Origin of the sequence: Rhizobium sp. YTUHZ045 (assembly GCF_051124255.1) — a bacterium.
Taxonomy (GTDB): Bacteria; Pseudomonadota; Alphaproteobacteria; order Rhizobiales; family Rhizobiaceae; genus Rhizobium.
Genome location: NZ_CP101432.1, coordinates 406,884 through 417,700 on the forward strand (window position 1 = coordinate 406,884; position 10,817 = coordinate 417,700).

The window sequence follows — 10,817 nt, forward strand, 5'->3', positions numbered from 1 at the left end:
ATGAGCACGGTCACCGTCAAAACCGGCCAGCCATCCGCTCTTGCGGAATTCTGGCATTATTTTTCCCGCAACAAGGGCGCCGTCATCGGCCTCGTTGTTTTCGTCATCATCCTCGTCGTTGCGATCTTTGCACCGGTTTTTGCGCCGCATGCGCCGAACGAGCAGAATCGTGAAGTGCTCTTGGCAGTGCCGGCCTGGATGGAAGGAGGCCACGCCTCCTTTCCGCTCGGAACGGATGCCGTCGGCCGCGATATCCTATCGCGGCTGATCTACGGCGCGCGCTTCTCACTCTTCATCGGCGTCGTGGTCGTCACACTTTCGGTCATATGTGGTGTCCTGATCGGCCTCGTCGCCGGCTATTTCCGCGGCCGGATCGATACCGCCATCATGCGCCTGATGGACATCATCCTGGCCTTCCCGTCGCTGCTGCTCGCGCTCGTGCTGGTGGCGGTCCTGGGTCCCGGCCTTACCAATGCGATGATCGCGATTTCGCTGGTCAACCAGCCGCATTTCGTGCGGCTGACCCGCGCCTCGGTCATTTCCGAGCGTGAGAAGGAATATGTGATCGCCTCGCGCGTCGCCGGCGCGGGCACGCTCCGCTTGATGTTCAAGACGATCCTGCCGAACTGTCTCGGCCCCCTGATCGTTCAGGCCACACTTGCCTTCTCGGCGGCGATCCTCGATGCCGCCGCCCTCGGCTTTCTCGGCATGGGCGCCCAGCCGCCGACACCCGAATGGGGCACCATGCTTGCCGAGTCCCGTGAGTTCATCTCGCGCGCCTGGTGGGTCGTGACTTTCCCGGGTCTTGCAATCCTCATCACCGTTCTTGCCATCAACCTGATGGGCGACGGCCTGCGTGATGCGCTTGACCCCAAACTGAAGAGGTCGTGATGCCGCTCCTCGAAATCGAAAATCTCACTGTCGAATTCCAGACGTCTTCAGGTCTTTTCCGCGCCGTCGACGGCGTATCGCTCACCTGCGACAAGGGCGAGATCCTCTCGGTCGTCGGCGAATCAGGTTCGGGCAAATCCGTCGCCATGCTGGCCCTGATGGGGCTCCTGCCGTGGACGGCGAGGATCACCGCCGACCGCATGCAGTTCGACGGCAAGGATCTGCGCGGCATCTCCGGCCGCCAACGCCGCCGGATCGTCGGCAAGGAGATGGCGATGATCTTCCAGGAGCCGATGTCGAGCCTGAACCCGTGCTTCACCGTCGGTTTCCAGCTCGGCGAGACCCTGCGCGTCCATATGGGTCTCAACCGGAAAGAGCGCCGCGAACGTTCGATCGAACTCTTGAGCCTCGTCGGCATTCCAGCCCCCGAAGACCGCCTGTCGAACTTCCCGCATCAGATGTCGGGCGGCATGAGCCAGCGCGTCATGATCGCCATGGCGCTCGCCTGCAATCCGAAGCTCCTGATCGCCGACGAGCCGACGACCGCACTCGACGTGACGATCCAGGCGCAGATCCTCGATCTGCTCGTGCGCCTGCAGAAGGAGCAGGGTATGGCGCTGGTGCTGATCACTCACGACATGGGCGTCGTCGCCGAAACCGCCGAGCGCGTGCAAGTGCAATATGCCGGTCAGAAGGTCGAGGAGCAGCCGGTGAAGGCGCTGTTCCGAGATCCACACCACCCCTATACGGCAGCCCTGCTTGCCGCCTTGCCGGAGCGCGCCGAAGTCGGCCAGCGCCTTCCCTCGATCGCCGGCGTCGTTCCCGGCCAGCATGGCCGCCCGACGGGCTGTCTGTTCGCTCCCCGCTGCGGCTATGCCACGGTCGAATGCGAGCGCGGTGTTGTGCGCCAGGGGCCTGAACTCGGACGGGCGCTGTGCAACTATCCACTGAAGGACGGCAAGCCGCTGGGCCATCCCGGCGTCATGCGCGTTGAAACCGCAGGAGACCTGGTATGACGGGCGCTGTTCTCGAGGGCAGGGATCTCGCCCGTTTCTACACCGTCAACCGCGGTCTCTTCAAAGCCGACGCCACGGTCAAGGCGCTGAACGGCGTCAGCTTCAGCCTCCATTCCGGCAAGACCCTTGCCGTCGTCGGCGAATCCGGCTGCGGCAAGTCGACGCTTGCCCGTCTGGTCACGATGATCGAGGATCCGACGGCTGGCGAGTTGCTGATCGACGGCAAGCCGGCGCGGGTCGGCGACCGCAGCCTGCGCAGCCAGGTGCAGATCGTCTTCCAGAATCCCTACGGCTCGCTCAACCCGCGCCAGAAGGTCGGTGCGATCCTGGAAGAACCGCTGAAGATCAACACCGATCTCGATGCCAGCGCCCGCCGCCGCAAAGTGGAGGAGATGATGGCCCGTGTCGGCCTGCGCCCGGAGCATCACGGCCGCTACCCTCATATGTTCTCCGGCGGCCAGCGCCAGCGCATCGCCATTGCCCGCGCGCTGATGCTGCGGCCGAAGGTTCTGGTGCTCGACGAGCCAGTTTCGGCCCTTGATCTGTCGATCCAGGCGCAGGTGCTGAACTTGCTTATGGACCTGCAGAAGGAGATGGGCCTTGCCTACCTCTTCATCTCGCATGGCCTCTCGGTGGTCCACCACATCGCCGACGAGATAATGGTGATGTATCTGGGTCGCCCGATCGAAACCGGTCCCGCCGCCGAAGTCTTCGCCCGGCCGCGCCATCCCTATACGGCCGCCCTGCTGTCGGCGACCCCGATCGCCGACCCCGAGCGCGCCAAGACCCGCATCCGGCTGCAGGGCGAACTGCCGTCGCCTCTGAAGCCGCCGTCCGGCTGCCACTTCAACCCGCGTTGCTGGAAGGCGCAGGACTATTGTCGCCAGGTTTCTCCCGAATTAAGCGGAGAAGGCGCACAACAATATGCCTGTCATTTCCCGCTCGACTGAGCGGAAGCCGCCGTTTGAGAGGAAACATGCAGGACGATCGGATCAACAAACCTCATGCGATCATCGTCATGGGGGTCAGCGGCTGCGGTAAGTCCTCGGTCGGCGAGAAACTCGCCGAGGCCTTGCACCTCCACTTCGTTGAAGGTGATGCGCTTCATCCGGCTTCCAATGTGGAGAAGATGTCGAAGGGCATTCCCTTGACCGATGAGGATCGGATGCCCTGGCTCGACCTGATCGGCAAACGCATGCAGGCATCGCTGGAAAAAGGCGAGGGCATCATCGTCTCCTGTTCGGCGCTGAAGCGCATCTATCGCGACAGGCTGAGGACTGCTGCCGGCGGCAATCTGCTCTTTGTCTACCTCGAAGGATCGAAGGCGCTGCTGACCAAGCGCATGGGCGAGCGCAGGGGGCATTTCATGCCGGTTTCGCTGCTCGAAAGTCAGCTGGCGACACTCGAGGTGCCGACAGGCGAACCCGGTGTCGTCACCGTAGATATCGGCGACACCATCGAAGGCATTGCGGCAACGGCCCTCAGGGGTCTCTCCACCCTCGGTGTTATGGCCTGAAGCGCTGCGGCGAGTAGGCCGAAATATCGATGAACGGCGTCTCGCCGGTGATGAGTTCCGCAAGCACGCGGCCGGTCACCGGCCCGAGCGTCAGCCCATGATGGGCGTGTCCGAAGGCGAACCATAGCCCCTGATGGCGCGGCGCCTTGCCGATGACCGGCATCATGTCTGATGTGCAGGGGCGCGCGCCCATCCATGGTTCGGGATCGAGCCTTCCTCCGAGCGGAAAAATGCTACGCGCCACGGCTTCGGCCCGGTCGAGCTGCACCGGCGTCTTCGGTGCGTCAAGCCTTGCGAACTCCGCTCCGGTCGTCAGGCGGATGCCGCGGTTCATCGGCGCCAGCAAATAACCACGTTCGGCATCGAGGATCCAGTTGTTGAGCATGGCATTGCCCTTGGCGGCATAATGCATGTGATAGCCGCGCTTGACGCCGAGGGGAAAGGAATAGCCGAGCCGGCGCGTCGCGACGGCTGCCCAGGGGCCGAGCGCCAGGACCGCGTCCTCCGCTTCGAGCGGGCCCTCGCTGGTCATGATCTTCCAGCCACTGCCGAACTGGCCGAGCGAGGCGGCATCGCCCGTGACGAAGCGGCCGCCGAGGCTTTCGAAATAGCGGCGATAGGCTGCTGTCAGCGCATGCGGATCGAGCACCGACCAGGGATCGCGCCAGCGGATACCGCCGGCAAAAGGGACGGTAATATCGGGTTCCATGCGGGCGATATCGCCCGACGTCAGGCTGTCATAGGTCACGCCGAATTCGGTCTGCCAAAGCGTGGCCTCGGCGAGGGCCTCGTCGCGCATCGCCTCCGTCCGAAAGATTTTTATCCAACCGTCCTTGCGGATCAGCGCCTGTGCCTGCGAGGCCTCGATCAGGTCCTTGTGCTCGGCAACCGAGTTTTCGATCAGCGGTGCATAAGCCCGTGTGATGACCGCGTGGCGCCGGGCATTCGAATTCCACCAGTAACGGGCAAGGAAGGCGAGCTGGCTAGGCAAGGCACTGAGATGATAATGGGCATCGATTTCGTTGTTGAGTGCATAACGCAGCAACATGCCGAGCTGCTGGGGGAAGCCGTAAGGCGCAACCCCTTCGCGCTGGATCAGGCCGGCATTGCCGAAGGAGGTCTCGCTGCCCGGATCCTTGCGGTCGATCAGCGTCACCTGCCGGCCGCGCCGCTGAAGATGTATTGCGGTGGACACCCCGACGATACCGGCGCCAAGCACGATTGCGTTCTTCGTCATTCCCCTGCATTCCGCATTGTCATATGTTGAAAATGCCCCTGCCGATCCCGCGGCGCAAACGAAAAATTGTATTTATTTCAAAATCATTGCGCTTTCCAGTGCGGCATTTTCGGCCTTTACGCGCACATGCAGGATGGCGGCATTGAAAAGCGAGAAGACAATCGCATAGGCGGGCAGGCCGAAGGCAAAGGGAAGAGCGGCAATCTCGCCGATGACGATCGCATAGTTCGGATGCCGGAGGAGGCGATAGGGTCCCGATTTCACCAGCGGCGCGCCGGGCAGGACGATGATGCGTGTCGTCCAGCGGTCCTTCAGCGTTGCCAGCACCCAGAGCCGCAGCCCCTGTAGTCCGATGAACAGCAGAAACCAGAAGGGTTGAACCGGCCTACCCGGCGCCAGCAGCCAAAGGCCGATGATCCAGGCGGCATGCAGCGCCACCATGACGGGATAATGATCCGCGGCGACTTCCCGGCCGCCTCTTGCGAGAAGGGCGGCGGTGTTGCGCCGGGCGAGCATGAGCTCGCCCAACCGCTGCAGCGTCACGAATGACAGGAGCGCGATGGACGGCCACATCACGCCGCCCTCCGCAGCGTCACACAGCTTGCCGAAAAACCCGGTCCCATGGCGACCATCGCCGCCCGGTCCGGCAGCCCGGCGCGGATTGCCCGCTCCAGCACGAACAGCACGGTCGGTGAGGACATGTTGCCATATTCGGCAAGTACGGCCCGTTCGTGATCGAGCGTGCCAGGTGTCAGTGAAAGCGCGCTCTCCATCGCGGCCAGCACCTTCATACCGCCGGGATGGCAGATGAAGCGGTCGATATCTGCTGGTCTCAGCCCGTTGCGCCCCAGAATGGCCGCCACCGCAGGGGCGAGTTCCCGTTCGGCGAAGGGCGGCAATGATTGCGCCAGCACGATGCCGAAGCCGCCATCGTCGATCTTCCAGCCCATGATATCGAGCGTATCCGGGAAGAGGTGCTCGCCTGTTGATTCCACCTGGGCCAGTCCGCCTTCGCCGGCGCGGAGCACGCAGGCGGCCGCGCCGTCGCCGAACAGCGCTGTCGCGATGATGTTTGGCCGCGTCAGCTCGTCCAGCCGGAAGGCAAGCGTGCAAAGCTCGATCGAGACGAAAAGCACGACGGCGCCCGGCCGGCTGCGCGCCAGCCGCGCCGCGATGGCAAAGCCCGAGACGCCGGCGGCGCAGCCGAGCCCGAAGACCGGCACCCGCTCGATATCGGCCCTGAAGCCCATGCGGTGGGCAAGCTGCGCATCAAGGCTCGGCGTCGTAAAACCGGTGGAAGAGACCGTGACGATACAGTCGACATCACCGGCTCCGAGATCGGCCCGGCGAAGCGCCGCGCTGGCCGCCTCGACGAAAAGGGCGCCTGCCACCTCTCCGTAGGCCTGCATGCGGTCCTGCCAGCCATGCGTTTCGTCGAACCAGGCAAGCGGCCGCGCGGCATGGCGCTTGTTGATACCGGCGCTGTCGAAGACGCGGGCTAGATGATGGAAATCCTCGTAGCGGTCGGCAAACAGCCGGGCCGAGGCTTCGGCCGCCTGGTTTTGGAAGATGACATGTTCGGGCGTGGCGGTGGCGAGGCTGACGAGACTGACGGTATCGGTCACGGAATTCTCCTTGTCGTTCCGGCGCAATGCTGAAAACACCCGGTCCCGATGATTTATTCGGCTTTGGACTTCACGAAGCAGTGATGGAGAAAATAGAGAGGCCGGCGAATAAAGCCCGGGGCAGCGGTGTTCTCTCCCCGCAACGTCACTTTCGAGGAGTTTTTCCATGACGATCATGACAGCCCGTATCGCTTCCGTCCTTCTTGGCGGCTGCCTTGCCGCTTCGCTCTTCTCCGGCCCGGTCTTTGCTGTCGGCAACGACAACAGCACGATGCCGACCTGCAAGAAGGGCGAGATCTACGACCAGAAGACCAAGAAATGCGTCAAGCAGCAGAGCGCCAATGTCTCGGACGAGAACCGTACCGACTATGCCTATTCCCTGGCCAAGGCCGGCCGTTATGAAGAGGCGCTTGCCATGCTCGATACGGTCAAGGACCAGAACAGCGCCGAGGTGCTGAACTATCGCGGTTACGCCACCCGCAAGCTCGGGCGCACCGACGAGGGCATCTCCTACTACCTGCAATCGGTGAAAATCGATCCGCAATACGCCAAGGTCCGTGAATATCTCGGCGAAGCCTATGTCATCAAGGGCCGGCTCGATCTCGCAAAGGAGCAATTGAACACGATCAAGGCGATCTGCGGCACGGCTTGCGAGGAATATCAGGATCTGAACGCTGTCATCCTCGACCCATCGAAGATCTGAGCTTAGGCCACTAGCGGGAATGGAGCCGGGAAAGGATATCCGAATGTCGGTCGCGCACGCTACAATTCCTGCCTATAGTCGCGCGAGAATGGAATCGCCTGTTCATCAGGCGGTTCCAAGGGATGCAGGATTGGCGGAGGCGGTCATCGCGAGCGAAGCGGATATCAGGAGCGGTCTGACGGAAAACCTGGCCAGGCTCTGGCGTTATGGTCTCGTTCTCTCGCATCAGCGCGATGTCGCCGACGATCTGGTGCAGGCGACCTGCCTTCGCGCGCTCGAGCGCGCCGGCCAGTTCGTTCCCGGCACCCGGCTCGACCGCTGGCTGTTTTCGATCCTGCATTCGATCTGGCTGAACGAGATCCGCTCGCGCCGGGTGCGCCAGGGCCAAGGTTTCGTCGACGCCGGCGAGGCGCTGACCTTCGACGGCGCGCACGAGACTGAAACGCATGTGATGGCGGGGCAGGTGCTGAAGCAGGTAAATGCGTTGCCCGAGGCGCAACGCACGGCGGTTTTCCTCGCCTACGTAGAAGGACTATCCTATCGCGAGGTCGCAGGCATATTGGATATTCCGATCGGGACCGTGATGAGCCGGCTGGCGGCCGCCCGCGCCAGGCTCTCCGGCGCCGGACAGGCAGGGGGACGCCCATGAGCACGAAACACACCATTCCCTCCGACGAGGATCTCACAGCCTTCATCGACGGCGAGCTGACGACGGAAGAGAGAGCCCGCATCGAAGCCATCGTCAAGGAAGATGAGAGCGTCGCCGAACGATTGGATTTCCTGGCCCGCGCCAGCCTGCCGTTCGAGTCGGCCTTTGCTCCGCTGCTCACCGAAGCCCCGCGCGAAAAACTGGAGGCGATACTCGCCGCCATTCCTGCGCATGAGAACGCAAGATCGGTCGCTGCGCCCGCGCCCACTCGCCGTCGCTTCCTGGGTGCGCTCGCCGCCTCGCTTGTGGCCGGCATCGCCATTGACCGCGCCGTCATCGGCATCGGCAGTGGTTTTTCGGCAAAGGACGAAAACAGCGAATGGCGCGCCGTGGTCGCCGATTATATCTCGCTCTATACCGCCGAAACGCTTGCGGGCCCCGTGCCCGGCAGGCAGGACCAGGCCGCCCAGCTCGCCAGTCTCGACGAGAAGCTCGGCCTGTCGCTCTCCCCTGAAGCCGTCTCGCTCACTGGGGTCGATTTCAAACGCGCCCTGCTGCTGCAATATGACGGCAAGCCGCTCGCCCAGATCGCCTATCTCGATCCCGAGACCGGGCCGATGGCGCTCTGCATCGTGAAATCCGACGCGGGGCCGAAGGCGCCGGACCTTGAAAACCGCAAGCGAATGAATGTTGTCTACTGGTCGAATGCGACACATGCCTTTATGCTGATCGGGCATGCTGCGGCGGACCGGATGACTGCGATGGCGGACGCCGTGCGGGGGAGGGTGGCGGCGTGACCGGCCATTGGCGGCTGCGCTAAGCTGATCAGTCCTGCGGCCGGTTGCGCATCAGGAACTGGCCTAACCGGTTCACGATCTTGAAGGCCCAGAACATCGATGTTGAGACCTTGAGGCCGTGGTCGGCAAGCGCCCGCAGCACCTCCTTGTTCTGGCGCGATATATTTTGAACGTTCTTGTTCGTGGCGCCCCCCAAGCGCATTCTGACCAAGACGCGCGGGATATAGATCGTGCTGATCCGCGCGACTTCCAAAAATCGCATCATGAGCTCGACGTCGGCTGCAAGCCGATAACGCAGATCAAACCGGCCGAACCGTTCATAGATGCTCCGCCGAACGTAGAATGTCGGATGTGGCGGACACCAGCCGCGTGCGAAGAAACCGGGTTTGAACGCGCGGGATTTCCAGTAACGGATCTTGCGATCGATCTGCCGGTTGGAAACATAGACGAGATCACCGTAGCAGCCGTCATAGGCTTCATCGTCCAGCGCGGCCGCCATGGTTCCGAGAGAGTCATTGCTCTCGAAAGTGTCGTCCGCATTCAAGAAGCCGATGATGTCGCCGCTCGCAAGGCCAATCCCCTTGTTCATGGCCTCATAGATACCTCCGTCTCGTCCCGAAAGCACACGGCGGTTCTCCGCCGGCGCCGAAGCGATGATGGCAAGCGTCGAATCTTGTGAGCCACCGTCGATGATGATGTGCTCGAAATCGCGGTAGGTTTGCGCGTCGATGGACCGCAGCGTATCGGCAATGGTTCGCTCGGCGTTCCAGCAAACAGTAATGAGGCTTATCCGGGGAGGGCGTGGATCGGCAGTGTCTGCAGCCATCTAACGGTATCTTGCTTACATTTCAAAAGGCAATAGCAAGCCAACCCGTATCAGACGGAAAGGCAGTACCGCAATCGAGTACCGCAAATTATCCTCGATCAACGCCTGATTGGTGAGCGGCGGCGGCTGCTCCTCTTGCTAAGTGCATTGCATGCGGCCCCATCTATCTGTAGTGAGCACTGTCGAATAGCGATGTCATCACGACAAGCTCGTGAGTGCGCGCGGATTTACCGGTTGCAGGAGGTCTCTTGTCTTCGAATAAAAAACTGCGCAAGGGCATCTTGCTCGCCGGTGGTTCGGGCACCCGACTTCATCCCGCGACTCTCGCCATTTCGAAGCAACTTCTTCCGGTTTTCGACAAGCCGATGATCTACTATCCCCTGTCAACGCTGATGCTTGCAGGCATCCGGGATATCCTGATTATCTCCACGCCGCAGGACACCCCGCGTTTTGAACAGTTGCTGGGTGACGGCGCCCAATGGGGATTAAACCTCCAATATGCCGTGCAGGCCGCACCAGACGGAATTCCCCAGGCATTCTCGATCGGCAGGGAATTCATCGGGCGAGAAGCAACCGCCCTCGTGCTGGGGGACAATATCTTCTACGGCAACCTCCTGACTCATGATTTATCCGCGGCTTCCGCGAGGTCGGACGAAGCGACGATCTTCGCGTACAAAGTCCACGATCCCGAACGGTATGGAGTGGTGGAATTTGACGGCCAGGGCAAAGTCCTCAGCCTGGAGGAAAAGCCATCCAGGCCGCGCTCTTCTTATGCAGTGACGGGCTTATATTTCTACGACAATGACGTGGTTGACATTGCGGCCGGTTTGAAACCCTCGCCTCGCGGTGAAACTGAAATTACCGACATCAATCGGCATTATCTGTCGGCCGGCAGGCTGAATGTTGCCGTCTTGGGCAGAGGACATGCCTGGCTAGATACTGGCACGCACGATTCACTCCTTGAAGCCAGTCAGTTCATTGCCACCATCGAGCGGCGCCAGGGGCTGAAGATTGCCTGCCCTGAAGAAATCGCCTTTCATTTGGAATACATAGATGCCGAGCAGTTGCTGAGGCTGGCGGCTCCACTTGAAAAGAGCTCTTACGGTCGATACCTCATCAGCCTGGTGCGGGAACCAGCTCCGCATTTCCCGCCCGGCTGACCTGCAAAACTGGAAACCAATCTTGTCTGCTTTTACCTTGCTTAAGTTAAAGACGATGTCCGACGGACGAGGCGCTTTGACCGTCATGGACGGAATACTGCCATTTCCGGTCGTCAGGAGCTTCTGGATCTATGGTGCTGACGGATACACACGCGGCGGCCATCGTCATCACAAGACTCGGCAGGCATTGGTGGCGATTTCGGGAAGCGTGACGGTTTTGATGGATGATGGAAAAGCCAGGGAAGAGGTCACCTTGTCGTCGCCGGACCAGTGCCTGCTGGTAGAGCCAAGGGACTGGCATGAAATGACCTTCGGTCCTGGTTCTATCCTGCTCGTTTTTGCCTCTCACGGGTACGACAAGGACGACTACATCGACACCCCCTATGAACGGCTCTGA

13 protein-coding genes are annotated in these 10,817 nt (G+C 61.7%); 9 read left to right on the forward strand and 4 right to left on the reverse strand.

The window, feature by feature from the left end:
* Genes NMA58_RS01980 through NMA58_RS01995 form a run of 4 tightly spaced genes read left to right on the forward strand, consistent with a single transcriptional unit; the run spans position 1 to position 3,423 of the window.
* A complete protein-coding gene (locus NMA58_RS01980) occupies positions 1 to 891 on the forward strand; it encodes an ABC transporter permease subunit (protein ID WP_064800740.1) in 891 nt (296 codons plus the stop codon).
* The gene (locus NMA58_RS01985; RefSeq protein ID WP_085777038.1) at positions 891 to 1,907 is read left to right on the forward strand and encodes an ABC transporter ATP-binding protein; all 1,017 of its coding nucleotides are present in this window, start codon (positions 891 to 893) and stop codon (positions 1,905 to 1,907) included. The genes NMA58_RS01980 and NMA58_RS01985 overlap by 1 nt, the downstream gene beginning before the upstream one ends.
* Complete coding sequence (locus NMA58_RS01990) at positions 1,904 to 2,857, forward strand: peptide ABC transporter ATP-binding protein (RefSeq protein ID WP_085777039.1); 954 nt, start codon at positions 1,904 to 1,906, stop codon at positions 2,855 to 2,857. The genes NMA58_RS01985 and NMA58_RS01990 overlap by 4 nt, the downstream gene beginning before the upstream one ends.
* Positions 2,858 to 2,883: 26 nt before the next feature.
* On the forward strand, positions 2,884 to 3,423 hold the full coding sequence (locus NMA58_RS01995) for a gluconokinase (RefSeq protein ID WP_434712101.1): 540 nt from the start codon (positions 2,884 to 2,886) through the stop codon (positions 3,421 to 3,423).
* Here the strand turns inward: NMA58_RS01995 and NMA58_RS02000 are convergent.
* The 3 genes from NMA58_RS02000 to NMA58_RS02010 all read right to left on the reverse strand — a co-directional run bounded on the left by NMA58_RS02000 (position 3,413) and on the right by NMA58_RS02010 (position 6,285).
* The gene (locus NMA58_RS02000) at positions 3,413 to 4,660 is read right to left on the reverse strand and encodes an NAD(P)/FAD-dependent oxidoreductase (protein WP_434712102.1); all 1,248 of its coding nucleotides are present in this window, start codon (positions 4,658 to 4,660) and stop codon (positions 3,413 to 3,415) included. The genes NMA58_RS01995 and NMA58_RS02000 overlap by 11 nt on opposite strands.
* A 72-nt stretch (positions 4,661 to 4,732) precedes the next feature.
* Complete coding sequence (locus NMA58_RS02005; protein WP_434712103.1) at positions 4,733 to 5,236, reverse strand: isoprenylcysteine carboxyl methyltransferase family protein; 504 nt, start codon at positions 5,234 to 5,236, stop codon at positions 4,733 to 4,735.
* Entirely contained in the window at positions 5,233 to 6,285 is a 1,053-nt protein-coding gene (locus NMA58_RS02010) for a type III polyketide synthase (RefSeq protein WP_221157712.1), read from the reverse strand. Before NMA58_RS02010 ends, NMA58_RS02005 begins: the two co-directional genes overlap by 4 nt.
* A gap of 166 nt (positions 6,286 to 6,451) precedes the next feature.
* On the opposite strand from NMA58_RS02010, the gene NMA58_RS02015 reads away from it, so the two are divergent.
* From NMA58_RS02015 to NMA58_RS02025, 3 genes are read left to right on the forward strand one after another with little or no spacing between them, the layout of a single operon-like run.
* Complete coding sequence (locus tag NMA58_RS02015; protein WP_430957019.1) at positions 6,452 to 6,988, forward strand: tetratricopeptide repeat protein; 537 nt, start codon at positions 6,452 to 6,454, stop codon at positions 6,986 to 6,988.
* A 43-nt stretch (positions 6,989 to 7,031) separates the two neighbouring features.
* Positions 7,032 to 7,637, forward strand: coding sequence for an RNA polymerase sigma factor (locus NMA58_RS02020; RefSeq protein WP_430957020.1), 606 nt, complete (start codon positions 7,032 to 7,034; stop codon positions 7,635 to 7,637).
* Positions 7,634 to 8,434: an anti-sigma factor family protein gene (locus NMA58_RS02025; RefSeq protein ID WP_434712104.1), complete on the forward strand. Its 801-nt coding sequence runs from the start codon at positions 7,634 to 7,636 to the stop codon at positions 8,432 to 8,434. Before NMA58_RS02020 ends, NMA58_RS02025 begins: the two co-directional genes overlap by 4 nt.
* A 28-nt stretch (positions 8,435 to 8,462) precedes the next feature.
* Here the strand turns inward: NMA58_RS02025 and NMA58_RS02030 are convergent, their stop codons facing one another.
* Positions 8,463 to 9,260, reverse strand: a complete 798-nt coding sequence (locus NMA58_RS02030; protein ID WP_434712105.1) for a glycosyltransferase family 2 protein — start codon at positions 9,258 to 9,260, stop codon at positions 8,463 to 8,465.
* A gap of 248 nt (positions 9,261 to 9,508) precedes the next feature.
* On the opposite strand from NMA58_RS02030, the gene rfbA reads away from it, so the two are divergent.
* Entirely contained in the window at positions 9,509 to 10,420 is a 912-nt protein-coding gene (gene rfbA / locus NMA58_RS02035; RefSeq protein ID WP_434712106.1) for a glucose-1-phosphate thymidylyltransferase RfbA, read from the forward strand.
* Positions 10,421 to 10,442: 22 nt separating this feature from the next.
* Positions 10,443 to 10,817: a sugar 3,4-ketoisomerase gene (locus tag NMA58_RS02040; RefSeq protein WP_434712107.1), complete on the forward strand. Its 375-nt coding sequence runs from the start codon at positions 10,443 to 10,445 to the stop codon at positions 10,815 to 10,817.